General features: G+C 31.0%; 19 protein-coding genes and 2 tRNA genes. 11 read left to right on the top strand and 10 right to left on the bottom strand.

Features of this window, described 5'->3' with window-relative positions; genetic code table 11:
• Positions 1–59 precede the first annotated feature (59 nt).
• Genes ACOQN8_RS11115 through ACOQN8_RS11105 form a run of 3 tightly spaced genes read left to right on the top strand, consistent with a single transcriptional unit; the run spans position 60 to position 1,638 of the window.
• Positions 60–605: an RNA polymerase sigma factor gene (locus ACOQN8_RS11115; protein ID WP_420552717.1), complete on the top strand. Its 546-nt coding sequence runs from the start codon at positions 60–62 to the stop codon at positions 603–605.
• A gap of 33 nt (positions 606–638) precedes the next feature.
• Positions 639–1,184: a hypothetical protein gene (locus ACOQN8_RS11110; protein WP_420552716.1), complete on the top strand. Its 546-nt coding sequence runs from the start codon at positions 639–641 to the stop codon at positions 1,182–1,184.
• A 1-nt stretch (position 1,185) separates the two neighbouring features.
• Positions 1,186–1,638 carry a Spy/CpxP family protein refolding chaperone gene (locus tag ACOQN8_RS11105; RefSeq protein ID WP_150900675.1) on the top strand — a complete coding sequence of 151 codons (453 nt, stop codon included), beginning with the start codon at positions 1,186–1,188 and terminating at the stop codon, positions 1,636–1,638.
• 50 nt (positions 1,639–1,688) lie between these two features.
• Here ACOQN8_RS11105 and ACOQN8_RS11100 read toward each other — a convergent pair whose 3' ends face one another.
• The 7 genes from ACOQN8_RS11100 to ACOQN8_RS11070 form a co-directional block, all read right to left on the bottom strand.
• Positions 1,689–3,140, bottom strand: a complete 1,452-nt coding sequence (locus ACOQN8_RS11100; protein ID WP_420552715.1) for a DUF389 domain-containing protein — start codon at positions 3,138–3,140, stop codon at positions 1,689–1,691.
• Positions 3,141–3,258: 118 nt separating this feature from the next.
• A complete protein-coding gene (locus tag ACOQN8_RS11095; RefSeq protein WP_420552714.1) occupies positions 3,259–4,371 on the bottom strand; it encodes a C1 family peptidase in 1,113 nt (370 codons plus the stop codon).
• 62 nt (positions 4,372–4,433) lie between these two features.
• Positions 4,434–6,833, bottom strand: coding sequence for a TonB-dependent receptor (locus ACOQN8_RS11090; protein WP_420552713.1), 2,400 nt, complete (start codon positions 6,831–6,833; stop codon positions 4,434–4,436).
• Positions 6,834–6,943: 110 nt separating this feature from the next.
• A tRNA-Tyr gene (locus tag ACOQN8_RS11085) sits at positions 6,944–7,026 on the bottom strand.
• A gap of 45 nt (positions 7,027–7,071) precedes the next feature.
• Positions 7,072–7,144: transfer RNA gene (locus ACOQN8_RS11080), tRNA-Lys, on the bottom strand.
• Between the two features lie 125 nt (positions 7,145–7,269).
• The gene (locus ACOQN8_RS11075; protein WP_235275769.1) at positions 7,270–8,034 is read right to left on the bottom strand and encodes an ABC transporter ATP-binding protein; all 765 of its coding nucleotides are present in this window, start codon (positions 8,032–8,034) and stop codon (positions 7,270–7,272) included.
• Positions 8,034–8,774 carry an MlaE family ABC transporter permease gene (locus ACOQN8_RS11070; protein ID WP_235275770.1) on the bottom strand — a complete coding sequence of 247 codons (741 nt, stop codon included), beginning with the start codon at positions 8,772–8,774 and terminating at the stop codon, positions 8,034–8,036. Before ACOQN8_RS11070 ends, ACOQN8_RS11075 begins: the two co-directional genes overlap by 1 nt.
• Before the next feature lie 118 nt (positions 8,775–8,892).
• On the opposite strand from ACOQN8_RS11070, the gene pafA reads away from it, so the two are divergent.
• The gene (gene pafA, locus ACOQN8_RS11065; protein WP_420552712.1) at positions 8,893–10,539 is read left to right on the top strand and encodes an alkaline phosphatase PafA; all 1,647 of its coding nucleotides are present in this window, start codon (positions 8,893–8,895) and stop codon (positions 10,537–10,539) included.
• A 216-nt stretch (positions 10,540–10,755) separates the two neighbouring features.
• On the opposite strand, the gene ACOQN8_RS11060 is transcribed toward pafA, so the two are convergent.
• From ACOQN8_RS11060 to ACOQN8_RS11050, 3 genes are all read right to left on the bottom strand, one after another.
• Positions 10,756–10,911 carry a YqaE/Pmp3 family membrane protein gene (locus ACOQN8_RS11060; RefSeq protein WP_150900668.1) on the bottom strand — a complete coding sequence of 52 codons (156 nt, stop codon included), beginning with the start codon at positions 10,909–10,911 and terminating at the stop codon, positions 10,756–10,758.
• 205 nt (positions 10,912–11,116) lie between these two features.
• Entirely contained in the window at positions 11,117–14,776 is a 3,660-nt protein-coding gene (locus ACOQN8_RS11055; protein ID WP_420552711.1) for a reprolysin-like metallopeptidase, read from the bottom strand.
• A 96-nt stretch (positions 14,777–14,872) separates the two neighbouring features.
• Entirely contained in the window at positions 14,873–17,377 is a 2,505-nt protein-coding gene (locus tag ACOQN8_RS11050; RefSeq protein WP_420552710.1) for a M14 family metallopeptidase, read from the bottom strand.
• A gap of 75 nt (positions 17,378–17,452) precedes the next feature.
• Between ACOQN8_RS11050 and ACOQN8_RS11045 the strand changes: the two genes are divergently transcribed.
• The 7 genes from ACOQN8_RS11045 to ACOQN8_RS11015 all read left to right on the top strand — a co-directional run bounded on the left by ACOQN8_RS11045 (position 17,453) and on the right by ACOQN8_RS11015 (position 26,447).
• Positions 17,453–18,544 (top strand): bestrophin family protein, encoded by a 1,092-nt coding sequence (locus ACOQN8_RS11045; RefSeq protein ID WP_150900665.1) that lies wholly within the window; start codon positions 17,453–17,455, stop codon positions 18,542–18,544.
• 11 nt (positions 18,545–18,555) lie between these two features.
• Positions 18,556–19,392 (top strand): GNAT family N-acetyltransferase, encoded by an 837-nt coding sequence (locus ACOQN8_RS11040; protein WP_420552709.1) that lies wholly within the window; start codon positions 18,556–18,558, stop codon positions 19,390–19,392.
• Between the two features lie 227 nt (positions 19,393–19,619).
• Positions 19,620–21,050, top strand: a complete 1,431-nt coding sequence (hglS, locus tag ACOQN8_RS11035) for a 2-oxoadipate dioxygenase/decarboxylase HglS (RefSeq protein WP_420552708.1) — start codon at positions 19,620–19,622, stop codon at positions 21,048–21,050.
• A 114-nt stretch (positions 21,051–21,164) separates the two neighbouring features.
• On the top strand, positions 21,165–21,623 hold the full coding sequence (locus ACOQN8_RS11030) for an Lrp/AsnC family transcriptional regulator (protein WP_235275777.1): 459 nt from the start codon (positions 21,165–21,167) through the stop codon (positions 21,621–21,623).
• Between the two features lie 3 nt (positions 21,624–21,626).
• A complete protein-coding gene (locus tag ACOQN8_RS11025) occupies positions 21,627–22,265 on the top strand; it encodes a Dph6-related ATP pyrophosphatase (protein ID WP_420552707.1) in 639 nt (212 codons plus the stop codon).
• 26 nt (positions 22,266–22,291) lie between these two features.
• Positions 22,292–25,189, top strand: coding sequence for an FAD-binding and (Fe-S)-binding domain-containing protein (locus ACOQN8_RS11020; RefSeq protein ID WP_420552706.1), 2,898 nt, complete (start codon positions 22,292–22,294; stop codon positions 25,187–25,189).
• A 31-nt stretch (positions 25,190–25,220) separates the two neighbouring features.
• Entirely contained in the window at positions 25,221–26,447 is a 1,227-nt protein-coding gene (locus tag ACOQN8_RS11015; RefSeq protein ID WP_420552705.1) for an MFS transporter, read from the top strand.
• Positions 26,448–26,453 lie beyond the last annotated feature (6 nt).

Raw genomic sequence — 26,453 nt, 5'->3', positions numbered from 1 at the left:
ATAGATTCTTTTTAAACCTTTTATTATCTTTAAAGTCTAACAGCTAAACATAAATTTAGTTGACTGACGAAATTACACTTATAGAGCAGCTACAAGATCAAAAAACAAGAGAAGTAGCTTTTAAACATTTGATATCGCAATATAAAGAGCGATTGTATTGGCATATAAGAAAAATTGTAATTAGTCATGATGATGCAGATGATGTTTTACAGAATACTTTCATTAAAATTTTTAAAAGCATTAATAATTTTAAAGGAAACAGTAAACTGTATTCTTGGATGTATAGAATAGCGACCAATGAAGCTATTACATTTATTAATAAAAAAGCCAAGGAAAGAAATATTGACATCACAGATTACCAGCATCAGTTAGTTTCTAATCTAGACAGTGACAATTGGTTTTCTGGAAACGAAATTCAGTTAGTTCTCCAGAAAGCCATTGCTACACTCCCTCAAAAACAACAACTTGTTTTTAACATGAAGTATTTTGACGAAATGAAATACGATCAAATTTCTGAAGTTTTAGAAACGTCTGTAGGTGCTTTAAAAGCATCATACCATATTGCTGTAAAAAAAATAGAACAGTTTATAAAAAACTACAATTAAACCTTTTACAAAAAATAAGGTCTTAGAAGTGAGATGGATAAAGAGATAAAAAATAAAATAGATTTTATAAACCAAAAAGCTGGTAAGCAAACTGGTTTTTCTACACCTAAAAATTATTTTGATGGTATAGAAGAAGACCTATTGAATTCAATAAAGACAGAAAGCTTCTCCAAAAAGAATAGCTTTGAAGTTCCGAGCAATTATTTTGATAAAATTGAAGATGATATATTTGCTAAAATAAACACACTAGAACCTAAGGAAACAAAAGTTATTTCTTTACGTAAAAGAGTGTTACAATTAGTCCCTATTGCCGCAGCTGCTTCTGTATTACTATTCATAGGTTTAAATTACTTTAACACTAATGGAAAAAGTGTAATTTATACGATAGACGACATTTCTGATGCAGATTTATCAGCTTGGTACGAAAATGGATATGGTGATACTAATGATGACGAATTAGCTTTAGCATTAAACACTACTGATTTAGAAAGTGACACTTTTAATGACATTAGCGATGATAATTTAGAAGAATATTTAAACGGTTTAGACAGTTCGACCTACTTAAACGAATTAGAATAATATGAAAAAATTAATATTAACACTTATAGCTTTTAGCTTCTTTGCTACAACAGCAAACGCTCAGTTTAAAAAAAGCAGTGAAAAAATTAGACTTTACAAAGTTTCTTTTCTTACTGAAAAACTAGATTTAACAGCTAGTGAAGCAGAAAAATTTTGGCCTATTTATAACAAATACGACAAGAACATGATGGAGCTTCATCGTGAAGAAAGGGTAAGTATTAGAAAAAGAATCAAGGAAAATGGTGGTATTGAAAATCTTTCTGAGAAAGAATCTAAAGAAATTCTAAAAAACATTAGAACGATTAATAGACAACGTTATGAAATCAAAGCTAAGTTTCATAATAAGATTTCAAAAATACTTCCTTATAAAAAGATTTTAGCTTTAGAAATGGCAGAACACGACTTTCATCGTAGCCTATTCAAAAAGTATAAAAGAAAAAGGATGAGAAAATAAAAAAACCGAGCAATGCTCGGTTTTTTTTTAGTGACCACATACAAATCAAATTATTTTTTCTTAATTATTAATGTATCTAATTTAAGTTCCTTTTGAAGCCACGTTCTCAATTCTTTTTCTTTTGCATTGACAACCGAATCTTTTATTTTTTTATCCCAAGTAATTGACAACTCTGGAATAGTATCTATTTTAATAAAATCTTTAGAACTTAATATTTTTGCAAAACTGATACCTTTAATATCATTATACCTAATCTTAGCATCTTTTGCTATTGTACTAAACGGCACAGAGTTTTTATCTCTATTTAAAGCATCTTTTTCTATTCGTTGATTTAATCCAGTAATAGTTGATTTTAACCCCTCTATTTCCTTGTGTAATCCTTTTATTACATTATCCTTTTGATCCAATTCAACAATAGCTCTATCATATGCATCTACTACCCTATCTACACTACGCGCTTTATTTTCATTAATAAGTAATTCATAAGTATCAATTCTTGGGTATGATTTCAACTCATTCCTTAAAAATGTTTTAGTTGCATCATTAACATCTCCATTGAAAAATAAACTAATCTTTTTCTCTCCTCTATCTAACTTCTCACGTTGCAACCATAAATCTTTATTAGAATCAATTTCTTCTTTTAAAAACTTCTTATAATTTGCATTTATAATACTTTCATTATACACATTAATAAAAGTAAAAACTGCTGGTACCATTACTAACACTGCAACAAATGAAGCTAAACGTGCAATTCTTTTTCTCTCTACAGAATTCACATAACGGATCATTGTAAAACGTAACAATTTCAAAACTACAAAGGTTGCCAAAGCAATAAAAATAGTATTGATTGTAAACAAATACATTGCCCCTAAAAAGTAATCGTAATTACCTATTGCTAATCCATAACCTGCAGTACACAAAGGAGGCATTAATGCTGTAGCAATTGCCACTCCAAATATTACTGATGCAATAGTTCCTTTTTTAGTACGTGCTATAATTAAAGCCAATCCTCCAAAAAAGGCTATCAGTACATCTCGTATATCTGGCTTTACCCTTCCTAAAAGCTCGGAAGTTTCTTCTTTTAAAGGAAAAATAGCAAAGAATAAAAAAGCCGTTAACAAACTTAACACAATCATTGTTGCTAAATTGATTAACGATTTTCTAAGCGTATCAATATCATTTATAGCAATAGACATTCCTACACCTAAAATTGGGCCCATTAAAGGAGATATTAACATGGCTCCAATAACTACTGCTGTTGAATTCGCATTTAAACCTATCGAAGCTATAAATATTGAGCAAATTAAAATCCATGCGGTTGCTCCTTTTAAAGGAATATCACTTTTTATAGCTTCTATAGTAGCTTCTTGATCGGTATCATGACGAAAATCTAATAACTCTTTTAAAAATATTATTGAGTTTTCCCACAAGCCTTTCGCGTTCTTTTCAACCGCCTGCTTCGATTGCTCCACATTTTCATCCTGCTTCTTCTTTTCTTCCATATAAATTGATTTTTGTTAACTCGGGGAAGATACAAAATTCCAGCATTACTCAATAAAAACAAAACCTCGAAACTAATTGTTCGAGGTTTTATTTTTACTTAAAGTTTATATCTCTTTTTTAGATTTTCAATTTATTTTTTAAATCTTTTGAAATCCCATCTTTATGTAATAAAACTGATATTGTTTTTAATTTAAAATAAGGAATTGACATGTAAACATATCCATTATTCCCTTGATTAGTTCCCCAAGAGTTTTTTACTTTAAAATACTTATTTCCTTTTTGATCTTTAACTAAACCTACAATATGCATTAAATGATCATCAGTTGTATTAAAGTTTTCAAATTCAGCCTGACGTAAACTTGGAGTTATTTTCTTTTCTTTTACAATTTCTGTCAATCCTTTCTTTGCATCAGCACTGCTTGCTGGTATGATTGCTACCCCACTTTTTGATGAAAATGTTTTTTCAGAGACATCACAATCTAATTCAATAGTATATCCTTTTTCTACAGCATCTTCAGTAACTTTTACCAATTCATCTAAAGACACATTATAAAACATTCCGTTTGAGAAATTATCTGGAATATTCAATACAAATTTGTCATACTTTCTTGCATGTTCAAAAGATGTTAAGGTCACATAGTTTGATGGATCTATTTTCACATACTCTGCAAAACTTTTTGGTGTATATGTTTTTCCTTCAAAAGTAAACTCTTTTTTATTCTTTCCTAAATACACATCTAAAACTCCCTCTGTAGCTTTACGCCATCTTGGACTTAACTCTCTTGCTGGGTTTTTAATATATGCATCTAACATTGCTTTTAAAACCGCTACCAGTTCTGCATGATTATGTCTGTCTTGCCCTACTTCTAATCCTGTAAAAACAGTTTCCGGTACCAATCCATACTTCGCTACTGAATTGATAACATCATGCCCTAAACCTCCTTCACTAAATTGTGCTTTTCCTTGACGATATAAATAATTATTTGCCTTATCTGAATACGTATTACGTACTGTATACATTTCTGATAAATCAATATCCTTACCTGTTAAACGTATAATTTCTGATTCTAAAAAAGAAGTTGTAGAAAAACTCCAACAAGTACCAGTTCTACCTTGGCTCTTTACTTGAGTATTCTCTATATCTTTTATTTCTTTAAATTGATATTTCTGTGCTTTAATTGAACCAATACTAAGAACTGCAAAAGCTCCAGCTACTAAGATTTTTTTCATGAGGTTATTTTTAATTTCTGAGCAATTTACATTTTTTAACTATCATTAAAAATTTCATACTCTTAAAAATCTACAATAACTCCAATTCTTGGCAAAGCTCTACCAGTAGTACTTTCTACTTCTTCTAAAAGATACCTTGAACTATCATTAGGGTCTATAACTCTTCCGTTTTGATCTTCTATTGGCAATAAAAAAGGGCGTTGCTTAGAACTACTAGCATAAATATTCTGCACATCTAAATATAAATTTATAGCCACTCTTTTTAAATACCAAGTCTTATCTACTCTAAAGTCTAATTGTGTGTAAGTATCCAAACGCTCCTCATTTAATTTAGTATAATCTAAAACACCTCCATTTCTAACGTCATAATTTGATATTAACGACGATGCATTTAAATCATAAGGAGTAAAAGGTTTTCCTCCTACCAATCTAAACTTAGTACCAATTTCCCAGTTTTTCTTCAGCTTTTTTCCTGCTGTAATAGCAATAAGATGTCTATTATCCCAAGTAGATGGTATGTATTGTCCTAACGCATTTTTAAATTCACTTCTTACAAATGTATAAGATGCAATTCCATACAAACCATCATAGGATTTTTTTTGAGCTAAAAATTCAAAACCATAAGATTTTCCTTGTGAATTTGAAACCACTTCTTCATTTCCAACAACACCAAAATCATCTCCTAAATTTGCTAAACTTATTTGATCCCTCACCGAAAATGGATAGTTATCATAAGACTTATGAAATGCTTCAAAAGTAACTTTAGAACTTGTATTAGGTCTATACGATAAACCTGTCACTATATGATCTGACTGTATATATTTTAGCCCTTTTTTATTTACAAACTCACCTGCATTATTCTTAAACCCCAAAACGGTATAAGAAGGCAATTGATAATATCTCCCAATAGATCCATTTACTGACCATTTATCTGTTAACAAATAATTCAAAGAAACTCTAGGTGAAAACTGGTTAAATACATTTCTCATTTCACTATTATAATCCACACCATCCAATCTAAAACCAAAAGAAACCCCTAATTTATTATTTAAATATTCCTTTGAAATCTGACCGAAAACTCCATATTTAATAAAGTCTATTTCTGAATTAAAAATATCTTCAAAAACTCCTTGATTATTTGCTACTTTCCTATAAGTGTTGTTTAAATATGTCGCTGTTTCAAAATTTGAACCTATATTTATTTTATAATTGTTTTTAGTATCTAAATTAAACTCATATCTAAACTTTGTTTCTATTTCTTTTGAGCTATAATTCAATAATAAATTTGGAGCTACTTCTTCATTCATAAAGTATTTCAGAGCCTTATTCTTAAGTTCATTTCTACTTAAAACCACTAAATGTGTAGCTTCTTCAGCAAAATATTTATAACTAGCCCCAACAGTGTAATTCCATTGACTATTTACTGGCACTGTATTTAATATTACTTTATTTCGCTTTATAGTTTCTTCATCAGTTTCTCCATCATTTACCGTTTCATTTAACTCAAAATCATCTATAGCTCCTAACGCTATAATTGACAACTCGCTATTTTTAGATAATTCAGATTTTACATTTAACTGAAAATCATTATACGTTGGTAAAAAAGGTAGTTTTATCAGCTTGAATAAAAACTGAAGATACGATTGACGCACAGATAACATAAAAGTGGTTTTATCACCAATAGGACCATCTAATGTAATACCAGCATCTGAAGTTCCTAAAGTAGCTCTTGTATTCAACGATTTGTTATTTCCCTCTTTCTGAGTAAACTCTATAACCGAACTCAATGTATTACCTCTATTTGCAGGAAAAGCACTAGAATAAAAATCTACTTTTCTAATTAAATCTGCATTCATTATCCCAACAGGACCTCCTGTAGCTCCTTGTGTTTGAAAGTGATTTATTACTGGTACTTCTACCCCATCTAAATAAAATTTATTTTCAGATGTTGCTCCTCCTCTAATAATTATATCGTTTCTAAAACCTGGATTTGAAGCCACTCCAGGAAAAGATTGAATTACTTTTAAAACATCTCTATTTCCTCCAGGGTTTTTCTCTATTTCTGCAACACCTAATGTTTGTAATGACAAAGGACTTTCTATTGATTTTTTAAATAAGTTTGCTTTAATCTCAACTTCTTTTAATGTTGTTGAGTTCTCTTTGAGCACTACTGTTATATAAGGAGAATTGTCTTTAGTTACTAAATATTCATCTGTAATTAACGACTGGTAACCTACAAATGAAACTTGTAGCTTGTTGTAACCTAAAGGAACGTTAGTTATTCTAAAATTACCTTCATCATCAGAAACAGCACCTACTGAAGCACCATAAACCAATACATTTACATAAGGAATTGTTTCTCTTGTTTTAGAATCAATTATTTTTCCTGAAATTTCTCCTAGATTTTGACCTACGGTTAAAAATGTTTGAAATATCAACCACAACACAAGTATACGTTTCATATATCAGAAATTTAAAGCTATGCTAAAATACAATTTGTTTAACAAATAATCAAAAAAGTTAAACAAACTATTTTAAAGCACAAAAAAACCTCAGCTTTAACTGAGGTTTGTGGGGAGAGCAGGATTCGAACCTGCGAAGTCGTAAGACAACGGAGTTACAGTCCGTCCCATTTGGCCGCTCTGGAATCTCCCCAGAGCTTTTCAAATTTATCTAATCTGATAAACTCTAAAAAACTTGTGACCGGGCTGGGGCTCGAACCCAGGACCCTCTCCTTAAAAGGGAGATGCTCTACCAACTGAGCTACCCGGTCATTGTTTTTTTTCGCGTTAGCGGGTGCAAATATAGAAGGTATTTTTAATTCTACAAACTTTTTTTTGACTTTATTTTTAAAAAAAACGCACTTATTTTTTTACCTCTTAATACACAGAAAGTTACCTAAACATCATTTAAATATGCTTTTCTAACTTTTTTAAATAAATTAGATGAATACACAAAATTAACGATTGCTTCATTATCTGTTTTAAAGATTTCTTTGTGCGAACCTTCCCATGCTTTTACTCCATTTTTAAGAAATACTATCTTGTCTCCTATTTCCATAACGGAATTCATGTCGTGAGTATTAATAACAGTTGTTATTTTATATTCATCGGTAATTTCTTGAATTAAGTTATCAATAACGATAGATGTTTGTGGATCTAGTCCTGAATTTGGTTCGTCACAAAACAGGTATCTTGGATTCATTACAATTGCTCTTGCAATTGCCACACGTTTTTGCATTCCTCCTGATAATTCTGCTGGAAATTTCTTATTTGAGTTCTCTAAGTTCACTCTCTTTAAAACAAAGTTTACTCTATCCAACATTTCACTCTCAGGCTGCTTTGTAAACATTTTCAAGGGAAACATCACATTCTCTTCAACTGTTTGAGAATCGAATAAAGCACTTCCTTGAAAAACCATTCCTAGCTCTTTTCTGAAGCTTCTTTTATCTTCTATAGTCATTTCAGTATTTACACGACCATCATAAATTATAGTTCCTTTTTCTGGTGTATGTAAACCTATTAATGATTTTAAGAACACGGTTTTTCCTGAACCACTTTGCCCTATAATTAAACTTGTTTCTCCTGGTTTAAATGAAGTTGTAATTCCTTTTAAAATCTCAACTCCATTAAATCCTTTATGTAATTTATTTACTTCTATCATTAGGTTAACAACATTTGAGTTAAGAAATAATTAGCGATAACGATTATTACAGTCGTCCAAACTACCGATTGCGTACTTGCTTTACCAACCTCTAAAGAACCTCCTTTTACATAATAACCATGATAAGAAGGCACTGTAGCTATCAAAAACGCAAAAACTAAAGTTTTAATAATTGCATAAGTAAGTAAAAAAGGGTTAAACTCCATTTGAACCCCAGTAATATAATCTACTCCTGAAAATAGCCCTGAAAGTACTCCAGCTACCCATCCACCAAAAATCCCTAAGAACATGGCTAATACAATTAAGAATGGATAGAAGAATATAGTAGCTATAATTTTAGGCAATACTAAATAGTTTAACGAGTTTATCCCCATTACCTCTAATGCATCTATTTGTTCAGTTACACGCATTGTACCTATACTTGAAGTAATGTAAGACCCTACTTTTCCAGCTAAAATAATTGAACAAAATGTAGGAGCAAATTCTAAGATTACTGAACGTTTTGCTGCAAAACCAATTAGTGATTTTGGAATAAATGGACTCTCCAAGTTTAATGCTGTTTGTAAAGCAATAACTCCTCCAATAAAAAAAGATATAAAAGCTATAATCCCTAACGACTTATGTCCCAGTTCTTCAATTTCTCTAAATAAAGCTTCTCGAAAAACCCTAGCTCTTTGTGGTTTTGTAAAAACTTGTTTTAGCATTAGAAAATACTTCCCAATATGCTCAATATAATTCATTAAACTATTCTATTTTTCTTTACTGCTAAAGTATTAAAAAACCATTAACTCTTCACGTTATTTATGAGTTTTAGCACTCTTTTTACTTACCTTTGATTCTAAATTTTTAAAATTAATCATGAAAAAAATAATATGTTTAGCTGCTTTAGCCGCAACTTGTTTAATTGGTTGTGTCATAGCCCCTAAAAAAAGCACTCATAAACCTAAACTAGTTGTTGGTGTAGTAATTGACCAAATGCGTTATGATTATTTAACTCGTTTTGCTTCAAAATATGGAGAAGATGGATTTAAACGTTTATTAGAAGATGGGTTTTCTCTGGAAAATGCTCACTATAATTATATACCAACCTATACTGCTGTTGGTCATGCTTCAATTTATACAGGAACAACTCCTACGAACCATGCTATAATTAGTAACACTTGGTACGACAAATACACTAAAGAAATGGTGTACTGTGTAGATGATAGTAATTATAATACTGTAGGTTATGATGGTGATGGAGGAAAGAAATCTCCTAATAGAATGCTAACGACTACAATAACAGATCAATTAAAGTTAGCACAAAATATGAATGGTAAGACTATTGGAGTTGCTATCAAGGATCGTTCAGCAATTTTACCTGCTGGTCATGCTGCTGACGGTGCTTATTGGTTTTATGGTCGTGATATAGGTAAATGGATTACCTCATCTTATTATATGAACAACCTCCCTAATTGGGTACAAGAATTTAACAATTCTAAGATAGTAGATGAATACTTGAAACAACCATGGGAAAGCTTGTATGACATTAACACTTATACTGAAAGTATTACTGATGATAATAATTTTGAAAAGGCTTTTAAAGGAGAAGAAAAACCTATTTTCCCTCATGACATACCTAATTTAAAAAGTGAAAACAAAAACTATAGTATCATAAAAGCAACACCAGCTGGTAATACCTTGACTACCGATTTTGCTAAAGCTGCTATTATTGGAGAAAACTTAGGTAAATCTGAATTTATTGACTTTTTAGCTATCAGCTATTCTTCTACTGATTATGTCGGACATCAATTTGGAGTTGCTTCCAAAGAAGTTGAAGACACTTATCTACGATTAGACAAAGATTTAGCTGATTTGTTTCAGTTTTTAGACACTGAAATTGGTGAGGACAATTACACCTTATTTTTAACAGCTGATCATGCTGCTGTTCAAGTCCCAGCTTATCTTAAATCTGTTAAAATCCCTGCTGATTATTTTAGTTATACAGAATTTAAAACTTATGTAAATGATATTACTAAAAAGTATTTTAATTCAGATGCATTAGTTGAGAGTATTTCTAATTTTCAAATCTTCTTAAATAAAGAGAAAATTGAAGAGTTAAAATTAGATGTACATACTGTTTCTCAAAAAATAGCTGACGAAGCAATCAATTATAAAAACATCTATAAGTCTGTAACCGCAAAAACATTACAAACTACTACTTTTACCAATGGTATTTTAAACTCATTACAGAACGGTTACAATCAGAAATTTTCTGGAGATATTCTATTAATTCCAAATCCATCTACACTTAGTGCTTATTATAAAAATGGAGGTACATCACATGGTTCTGGATATTCTTATGATACTCATATCCCTATGATTTTTTATGGAAATGGTATTAATCAAGGTTCATCAAAGAAAAAATATGAAATAATTGATATTGCACCTACAATCTCTAATTTATTACAAATTGAATTCCCTAACGGAACCACTGGAAAGATTATAGAAGAAGTATTAGAATAAAAAAAGCGCTCAATGAGCGCTTTTTTCTTTTCAAATAATGTACAGAATATTCTATTTTCTTTTACAATATACTTTACACGTTTTATATTTATATCTATTTGAAATATAACTCTTCATTATAAAAGCTGTAAGTAGTGTAAAAAAAATGTAAATCATATTTTTATGTTTTTGGTTTCTAACTATTTAGACACATCAATTTTAAAAAAGTCACATTTTTTATTTTGGATTATTTAATATAACCAAAGCACCAATAACTCCTGGTACCCAACCACAAAGGGTTAATAAAAAAACAATTACTACAGATCCACATCCTTTACCTAAAACAGATAATGGTGGAAAAAAAATTGCTAGTAAAACTCTTAATAAACTCATAGTATTTTTTTGATTAATATACTATAAAGACGAATATTCCTTTATTTTGTTACAGTTTACAGCAATAAAAGGTCATTTTGAAAAGAAAAAAGCATTGATTATATAACGATAATCAATGCTTTTCGATTTTAAAAACAATTCAATTAATGCAATGCAAAAATGAAAACTGTTTAGAAAGTTACTTCTAAACAGTTTATTTTATAAGCTATTTCTTTATAAATCGGATACTCTTTACATCTGTATCCTTTTCAATTACAATTGTATAAATAGCCGATTTTAAACCACTAACATCAATATTATTAGTAGTAACACCTTTCTTAATTCTTTGTCCTAATGTGTTATAAATAGTATAATTTACTTTTTCATAACCAATTGGCTTCACTAAATTTATTTGGTTTCCAACTGGATTCGGATAAATTGCAAACTCAAGAATATCTCCTCTTGTAGTAATTGCTGATTTTGAACCAGTAACCTGGAAGTTATCAATAGCAATATCTGCTTGCCATGTATTTCCTGTTACGCGGTTAAAACGTAATTTAATACCTTTTCCTACATAATCATTTAAGCTTACTGTAGCTGTTAACCAAGAGTTCCCTTTATTTCCTGATTGATTCCAAATTGAAGTCCAATTAGCTCCATCATCCTCACTAACTTCTAAGTCGATAGTTCCCATATTAGTAGCTCCATACATGTGATATTTGAACGAAATTGAAGCAGAACTTAATCCTGATAAATCATAACATGGTGAATTTATAATTGCTCTTTTATTTGGATATCCTGTATTCCTCACAGATGCTTCTACATAAATATAGTGTGAACCATTATTTGCTGATGAAGGACCAGTTCCACTTGATGGAGTACTTCCAGTTCTTCTTGTCCAATTGATATCATCGGCACTAGATTGTGTCCATGAACCAAAAGATGAATCAAAAGATTGTGCATAAGGGTAACTATCTATTCCTCCTGTACAACCAGCTGTAACTGCATTTACATTAACAGTTCTAGTTACTGCTGTTGCTGCATTACCAGCTGCATCAGACACATTATAAGTTAAAGTATAAGTTCCTTGTGTATTCGCATCTACAGAACCTGTTACTACAATATTAGCAGTAATGTTTCCATCGACATTATCACTTGCAGTTGCTCCAGCATCTGTATACGAATCTCCAACATTTATATTTTCAACACTATTTCCTAACAAGGTTATTACTGGTGCTACTGTATCTGCTCCAGCACCTGCTATTGTAACTGTATAATCTTCTACCTCTCCATAAGTAAATTCACCACATGGACTTGGTACTGCATTATAACGTAAAATTACTCTCATTCTAGTATCTCCTGTAACTGCTGATGCAGGTACCGTGAAACTTCCTGACACTGGTGTATCTGTTGAAGGAGATTTACTCCAAACCAACTCTCCAGCATCTGTAAACACGCCATTTTTATTATAATCAATCCAAACTCCATAACCTTCACTATAAGTTGTTCCAGTCCAAGTTGGAGTAATGGTAATTGTTTCTGAAGCTCCTTTAGTTATAGTAGTTGAAATATTTGTAAAATCTGAATAAAATTGACCTGTTGAAGTATTATCTATTGTATTTAATTTTACATTAGAAATATATTCATCATTTACATTTGTACTTTTAGCTGTACAATATGTTAATTGAACATCTGTTGTTGTAAAATTAGCTGTTGCACTAAAACTAGATGAAGTACCATCTGTACAAACACTCTTAACTCTAACTTCATAAGCTGTATTTGCATCTAAACCAGATAACGTAGTAGTTGTTCCTGATGTATTATTTGAAGTCCAAGAAGCATCTGATGCTTTTTTGTACTCAACAGTATAAGTTGCTCCTGATACTGTATTCCAAGAAACTGTAGCTGCTGAATCTGTAACTCCACTTACACTAACTCCAGTTGGAACTGATGCTGTACATGGTAACGGATTTGAAATAGTAAAGTTTGTATTTGAAATATCGAAGAAGATATGGTTAGTTCCTCTAACCATTATTCTATTTTGATTTCCTACTGAGTTTGGCACCGTAATATCATGAGATCCGTCATTAGGAACTCCACTAGCTAATACTACTGGATAAGTATCTCCACCATCTGTAGACATTAAAATATCAACATTTGCAGCATTTACTCCATTACTTGTTGTACCTGCTACATTCCAAGTAACAGTTTCAGTTGCTCCTGCTGTTAAAGTAACTGCTGTATTAGGTGAATTTACCACAAAAGGCCCTGCTGTTCCATTTACAGTAACCACCATATCATCACTATTATTTGTTCCTCCTCCTGCTCTGTTATCTCTTACCGTTAATCTAAAGTTTAAACTTCTGGCAACATTTGGAACCGCTTCCCATTGCCAAGAAGTATTTCCTGCTTTTACTGTTTCTAATCTTGGAAAATACCTTGACGCATTTGTTGTTGGAGAATAAGACCTAAAAGCTACTCCTGCTGTAGCTGTTGCACTAGGGTACGTTGTAGCTGCATTGTTTTCATCCATTTGTTCCCAACAATATGAAAGCACATCAGACGCATCTGCATCGGTAGCAGATCCTGTTAATACAAATGCTGTTCCTTTTGGAATTGTATAATCACTACCAGCATTTACTGTTGGCACATTATTTCCTGTTGAAGTATTTGTTTGACATGAAGTTGATTTAATATAATTAGTAATTTGCTGAATATTTATTGCATGAAAATATGGATCACTATTAGGCTGCACATCTGTTGCTCCTGTTATACCTGCATATCCCATTATGGTAGTACCACTTCCTGGTTCCATATGTACATTGGTTCCTTCATTTCTTATTGTAAAGGTATGATTACCTCCAAATTGATGTCCAATTTCATGAGCTACGAAATCTACATCAAAAGGATCTCCTTCTGGAGTAGTACGCGAAGTAAATGCACTACCTTTACTTCCATCTACACAAACACATCCAATACAACCTGCGTTTCCATTGTTTGATGCTTTTGCAAATAAATGCCCTATATCATAGTTCGCTTCACCAATAACACTGGTTAAAGTTGATTGCACTTGTGAATTAAAACTTCCATTTGAATAAGGATCTGTTGATGCATTCGTATAAATTACATCTTCATTATTCGCAATAATAATCATAGTTACATTAAAATCCGTTTCGTAGATTCCATTAACCCTTGTCATTGTTGTATTCATTGCTGCCAATGCTTGTGCTTTGGTACCACCATGATGCGCTGTATATTCACCTGTTGCAGAAATAGCAATACGATACGTTCTTAAGGTTCCATCATCTGCATTTTTATGCTGAGAAGAACTCCCTGTACTTTTATTTCTGTTGTTTGGATCTACATCACATTTGAATCCGTTTACATCTCTAGGCTTATCCGATTTTTTATAGATAGTATATCTTTTTAAATCTGCTGAATAAGGTTCAATAAACACTGTAGGTTTATCAATTCCTAAACGCATACTTTGTAAACCTTTTGCGTTTGAAAGACTAAAACGAATCCTATCTGAAGGATCATCAACACCTACACCCATGTAAGATTTAATGTCTGGATACTTTTGTGATAAGGCTGGATGCAACACCGAAGCTTCTGAAACTCGGTACTTTTCTAACTTTCCATCAGCATTTGGAAAAGCTATAATCACACTAGATTGTTTACCTGATTTTCTCTGAGGTGCATTTACTAAAGCTTGTTTAAACGCATCTAAATCTAGTTGATAAATCTCTTTATCGGGCAATCTTTTTTCTAGTGCAGAAACACTAGCTCTTACTTTTCCATTTGCTTGTTTTTTCCATAATTCGCTGTTTTGAGAAAATAAAACAGACGTAGCCAAGGACATGGCTAAAAATAGCTTGTTTTTCATAATCTGGGGGACTTAAAATTTATTTCGTTAAAGATATAAAAAAACTTTACACAAAAAAGTAACAAGCTAAAAAACAGAGCTTTAAAAACATACAATCTACATCAAGCGCCCGAAAAATATAGCGTTCATTAACAATTTATTTGTTCCAAACCAAAATCCTCTAAAATTTGTATTATCAGTAAATACAATTACTTTTCCAGCCCCCAAACGCTGAGATTTAAAAGGAACTGTATTCTTTAATTCCTTTAAATTTTCTTTTGAAATATATCCACTCAATAATGGGGCATTTGTATATTGAATTGGGTTATTATAACTTTTTTTATCAGGTTGAATGAATTGTCTTGTATTTCTAAACAATGCTATCTTATTATCTTTATAACCAAAACTTATTGGATGTGAACGATCTATTGAGGCTTCAAAAATTGCACCTCCGATAACTTGTGCTCCTGACTGCAATGAACGATTTTCAAATGATACATTTTTCACTGTATCCATTTTAGGTTTATTAAATTGTAATGAAATAAATCCTTTATTAGACATCCAGTTAACCGCATTTCTATATCCTATTAATACGCCTCCTTTGCGAACCCAATCTCTTAACTTTCCTTCTAAATTCTTATCTATTGAATAGCTATTAGGTATTATAATAGTAGTGTACTTACTTAAATTTACTCTTGATGCATAAGACATATCTAGTTTAGTAAGTTGCATATCAAAACGTTGGTCTAACAAATGCCAGATTTCACCTGCATCATAACTTGTTATTCCTTTTCCTACTAACATCGCTACTTTTGGTTCTTTTACAACTCTAAAGTTTCTACTCCCTAAATCTATACCATCATTCAAACCTGTTGAAACACCTGTTATTTCAATATGATTTTTCATTGCAACTTTTTCTAAATAAGCAAACAATTCAGCATTATTTAATTTTTGATTTTGTGCAGGAATAAAAATAGTTCCATAATCGTATGGTTTGTTATTGTTTTTAAACTGCTTCATTGCAACTTTAGCTCTTAGTCCCTTCTTTAAAATTTCATTTAAAGCCTTAGGTGCTTCATATTCATTCCAAGCAAATAAATATCCTACTGTGCTTTTATTTTGAATACTTCCCGATTTCTTTTTTAAATCAAGTATCTCATTACCCACTTTAGACAACGAAACATTTTTAGCAAAATCTACTCCAAATGCATGATTAAATGTCCAAGCAGAAACATCATAAAACAGACTATCTTTAAAGGTAGTTCTCACATCAAACATTGCCTTTACCAATCGATTATTTTTCTGATTCATTGGTATTGCATAACTATATCCTTTTTTAAAATATTTTCCATTAACTGTTAAATCAGATTTTAACTCATGAAGTTTTACTTTATGCTTTTTTAATACCTCAGCTAAATGATAACTTTTGATTGCATCCTTTTCATCTCCAAATACAAATGCCTTATTTTCTGATAACTTCCTTGATTCCTCATAAAAACCTTGTTGATATTTCAAGATTTTTTTTCGCATATTTTTAGCAGCTTCCAATGTTGATAATATTGCTGTAAACTGATTTCTAATTGTAAATGGAAAAGTTAATATTCCATTATCACTTTCCTGTGCATGTCCACGTGAACTTCCTTGTTCAAACAAAATCCCTATACTTCCATTGATATCTGGAAATGTTGACCCCTTTCCATAATAAAAATCATCAAAGCTTTCTTCTGAATAATATGTTGATCCTATTTTATCAAAAGCTTTCGCATGATAAGTTGCAATCTCCTTTGTTAAATCTTGATTCATTTGAGGCGTTAATGGATTTGTCCTACTTGGAATTCCTGGTTGAAAAAAGAAAGTAGAATTCGTCCCCATCTCATGATGATCTGTTAAAATATTAGGCAACCATTTATGAAATGTTTTAATTCTTGCTGTACTCTCTGGCAACTGTACAGGTAACCAATCTCTATTCATATCGAACCAATAGTGATTGGTTCTTCCTCCTGGCCAAACTTCATGATACTCTCTATCATTTGGATCTGGATTTATATTACTTGCTTTATTTGTATTTGCCCAATAAGCAAAACGTTGTAATCCATCTGGGTTTAATGATGGATCAAATAAAATTACTGTATTATTCAATAACTCATTTATTTTTGGCCCTTGAGCTGCTGCTAAATAATATGCTGCTGCTAATGCTGCATTAGAACCACTTGGTTCATTTCCATGAATTGAAAATCCTTGATACACAACAATTGGTTGATTAGACACATTTATTGAAGCATTATCTGTTATTTCAATATGCTTTTCCCTTATCTCCTTCAAGTTTTGATGATTCTTAGGCGCTGTAATTGTCAGTAACAGTAAAGGTCTCCCTTCATAAGTTTCTCCTCTATTTTCAATAGTTACTCTATTTGAAGCCTTTGCTAAAGCTTTCATATACGACACTAATTTATCGTGAGTAATATGCCATTCTCCTACTTCATGCCCTATAATAGACTTTGGAGTTGGTATATTTTTATCATAACTCACATCACTTGGCAAATAATATGATAAATCTACTTTTTGCTGAGCTAGCACTGAAACTGATAGAGATAATACTAAGTATAGAAAAACTTTTTTCATGAATTTGTTGTTTGATAGACTCACAAATATATTAAATCAAAAACGTTATTTTTGATTACTAACTAACTGGTTTCTATGTACACTAAAAAAACTTACCCAATTAAAGGGATGCTAAGATGGACTAGAAGGTATATTTATGTTTTTATACTACTTAGTCTTATCCCCGTATTTTTATTTGACGTTATGGGATGGAAATGGTTATATGTACCATGGCTTCCTTTAGGTGTTTTGGGTACCGCTGTTTCTTTTATTGTAAGTTTTAAAAATAACGCTTCTTATGATAGATTATGGGAAGCTCGTAAAATTTGGGGCGGTATTGTAAATACTTCCAGATCTTTTACTGTTATGGTGAAAGACTTTATTAAAAATGATCAAATAACTACTAGTGAATTAAAAAATATTCACAGAGAATTGGTTCATAGACATGTTGCTTGGCTAACCGCATTACGCTACCAAATGCGTAAAGACAAGCCTTGGGAAAATCATATTAAACTTAGCAAATCTAATAGAGAGTTTAGAGAAAAAAATGTTTACGTATTTGAAGATAACGTTCCAATCAAAGAAGCTATTTCACCTTATATCTCTGAAACCGAATACAATGAGATTTTTGCTAAAGGAAATCAAGCTTCTCAATTATTAGGAATTCAATCTAGACGAATCAAAGAACTTTATAATGAAGGATTCATAGATAATTTTCGACATATGGAACTTGAAAAAATAATTGTTGAATTATATACTTTACAAGGAAAATCGGAACGTATTAAGAACTTTCCATACCCTCGTCAATTTGCTACTTTAAACTTTATGTTTGTTTGGGTATTCATTATTCTTTTACCTTATGGTATGATGCAAGAATTTGAAGCTTTAGGTGATAGAATTACTGAAACCTTAGCTAATCATCAATCTAGAACAGCAATTATGCATAAAGTTCAAGTATTTATTTCCCGTCATTTCGAATGGTTTTCTGTTCCTTTTAGTACACTAATCGCATGGGTATTTTACTCTATGGAAGCTATTGGTGAAAACTCTGAAAATCCTTTTGAGGGAGGCCCGAATGATGTCCCTATTACAAACATGAGTAGAGGTATAGAAATAGATATCCGACAATTAATAGACGATACTGATATTCCAGAACCTTATAAATGGAATAATGATATTGTTTTATAAAAGACCCTATAATGACTGTAAAAAATTTATCTACTACCCCATTTGAAAAAATTATTGAATGCTTCTTGTTAGCTTTTGAAAACTATTTTGTTCCCATGCCTAAAGAGGAAATATATTATCAGGAAAGATGGAAAGCAGCTAAGGTTGATTTTGAATTTTCTTATGGCATGTTTGATGGAGAAAAGTTAGTTGGATTTATAATTCATGCTATTGATGAAAGAAATGGAACATTAATAGCTTTTAATACTGGTACTGGTGTAACTCCTGAATATCGAGGAAAAAAAATAATTCAATCCATATACAAACACGCTCTCAAAGAATTTAAAACCAACAACATTCAACAAAGTTCTTTAGAAGTTATTACAGAAAACAAAAAAGCTATTCATTTATATAAAAATATTGGCTTCACTACTTCTAAAACCTACAAATGCTATAGAGGGCAAATAAAAACAGATAGTTCACTTGAATATGAATTAAAAGAAACAGACTTAAAGAATGTAAACTGGAATCAACTTCCAAATCAATCATACTATTCTTGGGACAATCAAAAAGAGTCTATAACAAGAGGAAACTATCAATTTTTTCAAATAATATATAATGATATACCTGAATCCTTCTTTATTATCAATGCAGAACAAAATTATCTGGCTCAATTTGATTTATTAAACGATTCAAATATAGGTTGGGAAAGACTTTTCTCTGGTATTAAAAAATTATCAGAAACTATTAAAATAAACAACGTTGACACAAGGCTTTCTTCTAAAATTATTGCCCTCAATAATATTGGGCTTAAAAACATTATTGATCAATTTGAAATGAATTTAAAAATTGACCAGCTACACTCATAAACCTCTAAAAATCAAAACAAAAAGATAATCAAAATAATTTTCGTTTATTAATAATGTCAAATTGATTTTTTAAGAAGTTCTTTTTTAATCAAAATAGTTTTTTTTTATAAAAAAAGCCATTTACAAAACCAAATAAACACAAAACACTTCGTTTTAGAGTGAATTTTATTTTTAATAAACCTCAAAAAGATTAAATTTATTTAATTTGCAACAAAATTTAATAAATTATGTCATCAAAAAACATATTAGAAAATTCTAACACTACTACCAAGACATTTGTCTCGCCAGAATACATTCGTAATCGCTTCTCTACGATCATGTCTGATATGTATAAAAACGAAGTACCACTTTACGGTGAATTACTTGATTTGGTTCATGATATTAATGACAATGTTCTTTCAGAATCTAAAGATATTGAAGAACAATTGGCAAATACAGGAGAAATAACTCGCTTAAATATGGAACGTCATGGTGCTATTCGTTTAGGTAAACCATATGAGTTATTTACTATGAGACGTTTATTTAAAGTTATGGGAATGTTTCCTGTTGGGTACTATGATTTAGCTCCTGCTGGTGTTCCTGTTCACTCAACGGCCTTTAGAGCTATTGAAAACACAGCTCTTAATCAAGCTCCTTTTAGAGTTTTTACATCTTTATTACGTTTAGATTTAATTGATGACGAGCAACTTCGTAAAAATGTTGAAACTATTTTAGAAAAGCGTCAGATTTTTACAGAAAAGGCATTAGAGTTAATTGATAAATCTGAAAAAGAAGGTGGATTAAATAAAGAAGATGCTGAAACTTTTGTTCAAGAAGCATTAGAAACTTTTAGATGGCATGATACTGCTACGGTAGATTATGAAATGTACGAAGCATTATTAAATCAACACAGGTTAATTGCAGATGTAGTTGCTTTTAAAGGACCTCACATTAACCACCTTACACCTAGATCATTAGATATTGACAAAGTACAAACAAGCATGGAAGCTCGTAATATCCCTCCAAAAGACAATATTGAAGGACCACCTACTAGAAAATGCCCAATTTTATTACGTCAAACAAGTTTCAAAGCATTAACTGAAAAAGTAACTTTTAAAGGAGATGTTGGAAATGAAAAAATGGGAGAACACAAAGCTCGTTTTGGTGAAATTGAACAACGTGGTGTAGCTGTTACCCAAAAAGGATTAGATTTATATAATGAGTTATTAGGTAAAACACGTAAAGCTATTGGTGGTTCTCCAACTGCCGAAAATGCTAATGAGTACAACCAACTATTATTAGAAAACTTTAAAGTTTTTCCTGATACTTACAATGAATTACAAGCTAAAGAATTAGCCTACTTTCATTATTTCACAACTGATAAAGTAAAAGATATATCTGAAGGCAAAACATATACAAAAGCAGACGTGAATCAATTACTAAAAGATGGTTATTTAACCATTGAGCCTATGGTTTACGAAGACTTTTTACCTGTAAGTGCTGCTGGAATTTTTGCTTCAAACTTAGGTACTGATGATGCAAAACGTGAATACGAAGGAACATCAAATCAATCATTATTTGAAAAAGATTTAGGTGAACCAGTGTACAAGTTAATGAAGTGGTATGAAGACATGCAAGATGAAACTATTCAGAAATGTTTAGCACAAATAAACGCTTAAATAAGGTTTAGTCACATTTCTATATTTTCAATTATATTTTTTTTCATAAAAGAGATTGTCTATTTTACAACTTAAACTAAGTTTGTTTTATCAAAACACAATAAAGTTATTCTTTTGAAAAATCAATTTGATTATATAGACCAACAAATACTTCTAAAGCTACGAAAAGATGCGCGTAAAGCATATTCTCAAATAGCTGAAGAACTCAATGTTTCTAACTCTTTAATTCATCAACGTATAAAGAAGTTAACTTCTGAAGGCGTTATTCAAAATGCTGAATTTATCCTAGACGAAAAGAAACTAGGATATAAAACTAAATCCTATACTGGAATTCGTTTACGTGAAGCCCGTTTTGCTAAAGATGTAATGAAAGAGTTAGAAAAAATTGATGAAATTGTAGAATGTAATTTCGTCTCTGGTAATTATGCGATTTTCATTTTAATATATGCTAAAGACAATGAACATCTGCAAAAAATATTATATGACAAAGTTCATTTAATAAACGGAGTTGCAGGTACCGATACTTTTATTTGTTTTGACACTTGTTTTAAAAGAAATATTCCAATTGAATAGTTTATGAAAAAAAACGCAGCTGTTTTATGGACCGGTGGAAAAGATTGCGCTTTAGCCTTTTTTAAAGCTCAACAAGAAGAATATTCTATTACTCACTTAGTAACTTTTGCTCCAGAGAATCCTGATTTTAAAGCTCATAATTTGTCTCTGATTAAACAACAAGTAACATCGGTTGGAATTCCGCATATAATACTTACTGTAAAACCTCCAATGCAAAATAGCTATGAAGACGCTATAAGTTTATTAAAAACTAAATATCATATAGAGACTTTAATTACTGGCGACATTGATGAAATTGAAAACCATGATAATTGGATTGAAAAGTGCAGTCAAAAATCAGAAATGAAAGTTTACAACCCGCTATGGAAAAAAAATAGAACAGAATTACTTTCTACCTTATTAGATCATAAATTCGAAGTTATTTTTTCTTTGGTCAAAAAACCTTTTTTTAATCAAAAATGGGTAGGAAAAGTAATAGATTCAACAATTATTGAAGAATTAAAGAAATTAAATATTGATATTTGTGGTGAAAACGGAGAATACCATACAATGGTAATCAATGCTCCTTTTTTTAAAAGTCAAATAAATATAGGTTCATACACAGTTACTGAAAATGAACATTATAGTTATTTACACAAATAAATAACAACATCATAAGGTGTTTAACCATGATACAGAATACACAGCTACAAAATTTAGAAAAAAAACTAGAAGGAGAGTTATTTTTCGACGATTTACATAAAAACATATATGCTACAGATGCATCGGTGTATCGTAAAATCCCATTAGCTGTTGCATATCCTAAAAACAAAAAAGATATACAACAATTAATTAATTTTGCTACTAAAAGTAATATCACATTAATACCACGTACAGCAGGTACCTCTCTAGCTGGACAATGTGTTGGTGATGGAATTGTAGTTGATGTTTCTAAGCACTTTACCAACGTATTGGCTTTTGATGAACAGAATAAAACTATTACTGTTGAACCTGGTATAATTAGAGACGATTTAAATCGTTTTCTAAAACCTTTTGGATTATTTTTTGGACCAAACACCTCAACTTCAAACCGATGTATGATTGGTGGTATGGTTGGAAACAATTCTTCTGGAAGTACTTCAATTAGATATGGAGTTACTCGCGATAAAGTAATAGCAATTGAAGGTTTATTAAGCGACGGTAGTGAAGTAACTTTTTCAGAAATAACTTCTGATGAATTCAAACAAAAACGTTTTGAAAAGTCTTTAGAAGGAAGTATTTATAAAGCTATATACAATGAATTAACTTCTAAGGAGAATCAACAAGAAATAAAAAAAGAATTTCCAAAGGAAAGTATTCACCGAAGAAATACAGGATATGCTGTTGACGAGTTTTTAACTTCTGATTTATTTGGAGGAAATGAACCTACTTTAAACCCTGCTAAATTCTTATCAGGAAGTGAAGGAACCTTAGTTTTCTCTACTGCCATAACAATTCAATTGGACGACCTCCCACCTACTAAAAGTATTATGGTATGTCCACATTTTACAAGTGTAAATGAGAGTTTAAAAGCAACAGTTACTGCCATGAATCACAAATTGTACGCTTGTGAATTGATGGATAAAGTAATTTTAGACTGTACTAAAAACAATAGAGAGCAAGCAAAAAATCGTTTCTTCTTGCAAGGTGATCCTGAAGCTGTTTTAATGTTAGAAGTTTCTGCAAGTACTATTGAAGAAGCAGAAATACTAGCCGATAAACTTATTGAAGATTTAAAAGCTGGTAATTTTGGTTATCACTACCCTAAAGTATATGGAAACGATATAGCCAAAGTTCATTACCTACGTAAAGCTGGTTTGGGGTTACTAGGAAATATTGTAGGAGATATGAAAGCTGTTGCCTGTATTGAAGATACAGCAGTTGCCTTAGAAGATTTACCAGAGTACATTGAGGAGTTTACTCAAATTATGGATAAATATGAGCAGGATGCTGTTTATTACGCTCATGCTGGTGCTGGTGAATTACACTTACGCCCTATTTTAAATTTAAAGAAACAGGAAGATGTAGTTTTATTTAGAAAAATAACTACTGAAACTGCCGAACTAGTAAAAAAGTATAAAGGATCGTTTAGTGGTGAACATGGAGATGGAATTGTTCGTGCTGAATTTATACCGCTAATGATTGGTGATAAAAACTATCAATTATTACGTAGAGTTAAGAAAGCTTTTGACCCTAATAATGTATTTAACAAAGGAAAGATTACCGATGCCTTTCCTATGGATAAAAGTTTACGCTACGAAGTAGATAGAAAAGAACCAGAAATTAAAACTATTCAAGATTTTTCTGACAGTGAAGGGATTTTAAAGCTAGCTGAAAAATGTAATGGTTCTGGTGATTGCAGAAAATCTCCTGAAGCTGGAGGAACCCTATGCCCTAGTTATAGAGCAACTAGAAATGAAAAAGAAACTACACGAGCTAGAGCCAATACACTACGTGAAGTTTTAACCAACAACATCGCTAAAAACAAATTCGATTCTAAAGAATTAAAACAAGTTTTAGATCTTTGTTTAAGTTGTAAAGCTTGTGCAACAGAATGCCCTAGTAATGTTGACATAGCCTCTATGAAAGCAGAGTTTCTATATCAATACCAAGAAACTAACGGATATTCTTTCCGTAGCAAACTATTTGCTAATAATGCTAAGTATAATAAGTTAGGTAGTAAGTTTCCAACCATTACAAACTTTTTTACAAATACAACTATAGCTAAAAAAGTAATGGGAGTTGCAACAGAACGTTCAGTACCTAAATTGGCTAAACAACCTTTAGAAGCTTGGTTAAATAAGCATCAAATAAAAACATCAAACAAAGTAGTATACTTATTTAATGATGAGTTTACCAACTACTATGATGCTGAAATAGGAAAAGACGCAGTTTTAGTTTTAGAAAAACTAGGTTACGAAATTAAATACATCCAACATGAGGAAAGCGGTAGAAGCTATATCTCTAAAGGTTTTTTAAAGGAAGCTAAAAGCATTGCAAATAAAAACACTACTGCTTTCAAAGAATTAATTACTGAAGAAACTCCTTTAATTGGTATTGAACCTTCTGCTATTTTAACATTTAGAGATGAATATATTCGATTAGCGGACGATAAAGATGCTGCTAAAAATATTTCTAAAAACACATTTACTTTTGAAGAATTTTTAGCTTCTGAATTGAAAAAAGGAAATATTGATACTTCAATTTTTACTAATGATGAAAAAGAGCTCAAAATTCATGGTCATTGCCATCAAAAAGCATTATCAAGTACACATGCCTCTTTTTCTATTTTAAACATACCAAAAAACTACAAAGTAACCATTATGAATACAGGTTGTTGTGGTATGGCTGGTTCTTTTGGTTATGAGAAAGAACACTATAAAGTTAGTATGCAAGTAGGAGAAGACACTTTATTTCCTAAAATAAGAAATTGTTCTTCTGAAACGGAAATTGTAGCTGCAGGTACTAGTTGTCGTCATCAAATTTATGACGGAACAAAACGAATTGCAAAACATCCTATTACCATATTAAAAGAAGCCTTATCTTAGGCAAATGCAAAACAAAAATAAAATTACTTCTATGCTTTCCCTGATTATTGCAGGGGAAGCTATTTTTTTATTACCCTTTATTTTAATGCGTGTTTTTAAACCCATCATTAGAGAAGCCTTTCTTATTTCAGATGCAGAAATTGGAGAAGCTCAAGCTTTATATGGGATAACTGCTGTTATCTCTTATTTCTTTGGTGGCTTTGTTGCTGATAAATGGGAAGCCCGTAAATTATTATCTCTGTCATTAATTTTAACTGCTTTTGGTGGTTTTATAATGATTATGACTCCATCAGTTTTCACTCTAAAAATACTATATGCATTTTGGGGGATATCAACTATTTTTCTTTTTTGGGCTGCTTTAATAAAAGCAACAAGACAATGGGGAACCAAAAACAACCAAGGTTTATCTTTTGGTTTACTAGATGGCGGTAGAGGTTTTTTTGCTGCGACGATAGCTTTATCTGGCGCTGGAATCTTAAGTTTCTTCTTTCCCGAAAATGGAATAATAACTTTTGAGAATAAAGTAATTACTCTTCAATATATAATTGGAACCATTACACTTATTGTTTTTTTAGTAGCGTTTTTTGTTTGGAAAACTTTACCTAAAGACCAACAAAAAGCAACTAATTCTAAAGAACTTAAATTTAATTTTAAAGAGGCATTGTTTTTAATGACCAAATCTAAAGTTATCTATCATTCTCTTATTATTTTTTGTGCTTATTGCGCTTATAAACTAACTGGTGTTTATGGCACATATGCAAGAGATGTTTGGGGATATTCTTTAGAAAAAGCAACTTATTTTGCCGTTTTTATTCAATACTTAAGGCCTGTAGCTGCTATAACTATTGGATGGATAGCTGATAAATTTGTACCTTCTAAACTAATACTTCCTTGTTTTACTGTTCTAATTATTATTTCAACCTTTTTAGGTTTAGGCACATTTAAAGAACAATCCTTATTTATTTCTTTTTCGTTTTTTGTTTTTATGGCTTTAAGCACCTATGCGCTTAGAGGTTTATACTTTGCTATAATAGAAGAAACTAAAATCCCTATTCAATTCACAGGAACTTTAGTAGGAATTATTTCCGTAGTTGGTTTTACTCCTGATATTTTCATGTCGTTATTTATTGGATATATGCTTGGTGAAAATCCATCATTTGCCGAATACCAAAATTTATTTAGTTACTTTACTATAATACCGATTATAGGTTTAGCAGCCAGTATTTTATTCAGAAAAACTATTTATAGGAAGAACTAAGAGTCT

Source organism: Tenacibaculum aiptasiae (assembly GCF_965221665.1).
GTDB lineage: Bacteria > Bacteroidota > Bacteroidia > Flavobacteriales > Flavobacteriaceae > Polaribacter > Polaribacter aiptasiae.
Note: the sequence above shows the minus strand (reverse complement) of the source record. Positions and strands in the feature narration are given on the sequence as shown.

Excerpts from the sequence above, each read along its gene's own strand:
- ACOQN8_RS11095 (WP_420552714.1), bottom strand. The coding sequence starts at position 4,371 with ATGAAAAAAATCTTAGTAGCTGGAGCTTTTGCAGTTCTTAGTATTGGT.
- ACOQN8_RS11100 (WP_420552715.1), bottom strand. The coding sequence starts at position 3,140 with ATGGAAGAAAAGAAGAAGCAGGATGAAAATGTGGAGCAATCGAAGCAG.
- ACOQN8_RS11055 (WP_420552711.1), bottom strand. The coding sequence starts at position 14,776 with ATGAAAAACAAGCTATTTTTAGCCATGTCCTTGGCTACGTCTGTTTTA.
- ACOQN8_RS11015 (WP_420552705.1), top strand. The coding sequence starts at position 25,221 with ATGCTTTCCCTGATTATTGCAGGGGAAGCTATTTTTTTATTACCCTTT.
- ACOQN8_RS11050 (WP_420552710.1), bottom strand. The coding sequence starts at position 17,377 with ATGAAAAAAGTTTTTCTATACTTAGTATTATCTCTATCAGTTTCAGTG.
- ACOQN8_RS11110 (WP_420552716.1), top strand. The coding sequence starts at position 639 with ATGGATAAAGAGATAAAAAATAAAATAGATTTTATAAACCAAAAAGCT.
- ACOQN8_RS11025 (WP_420552707.1), top strand. The coding sequence starts at position 21,627 with ATGAAAAAAAACGCAGCTGTTTTATGGACCGGTGGAAAAGATTGCGCT.
- ACOQN8_RS11075 (WP_235275769.1), bottom strand. The coding sequence starts at position 8,034 with ATGATAGAAGTAAATAAATTACATAAAGGATTTAATGGAGTTGAGATT.
- ACOQN8_RS11040 (WP_420552709.1), top strand. The coding sequence starts at position 18,556 with ATGACTGTAAAAAATTTATCTACTACCCCATTTGAAAAAATTATTGAA.
- ACOQN8_RS11090 (WP_420552713.1), bottom strand. The coding sequence starts at position 6,833 with ATGAAACGTATACTTGTGTTGTGGTTGATATTTCAAACATTTTTAACC.
- ACOQN8_RS11060 (WP_150900668.1), bottom strand. The coding sequence starts at position 10,911 with ATGAGTTTATTAAGAGTTTTACTAGCAATTTTTTTTCCACCATTATCT.
- hglS (WP_420552708.1), top strand. The coding sequence starts at position 19,620 with ATGTCATCAAAAAACATATTAGAAAATTCTAACACTACTACCAAGACA.
- pafA (WP_420552712.1), top strand. The coding sequence starts at position 8,893 with ATGAAAAAAATAATATGTTTAGCTGCTTTAGCCGCAACTTGTTTAATT.
- ACOQN8_RS11070 (WP_235275770.1), bottom strand. The coding sequence starts at position 8,774 with ATGAATTATATTGAGCATATTGGGAAGTATTTTCTAATGCTAAAACAA.
- ACOQN8_RS11105 (WP_150900675.1), top strand. The coding sequence starts at position 1,186 with ATGAAAAAATTAATATTAACACTTATAGCTTTTAGCTTCTTTGCTACA.
- ACOQN8_RS11045 (WP_150900665.1), top strand. The coding sequence starts at position 17,453 with ATGTACACTAAAAAAACTTACCCAATTAAAGGGATGCTAAGATGGACT.
- ACOQN8_RS11020 (WP_420552706.1), top strand. The coding sequence starts at position 22,292 with ATGATACAGAATACACAGCTACAAAATTTAGAAAAAAAACTAGAAGGA.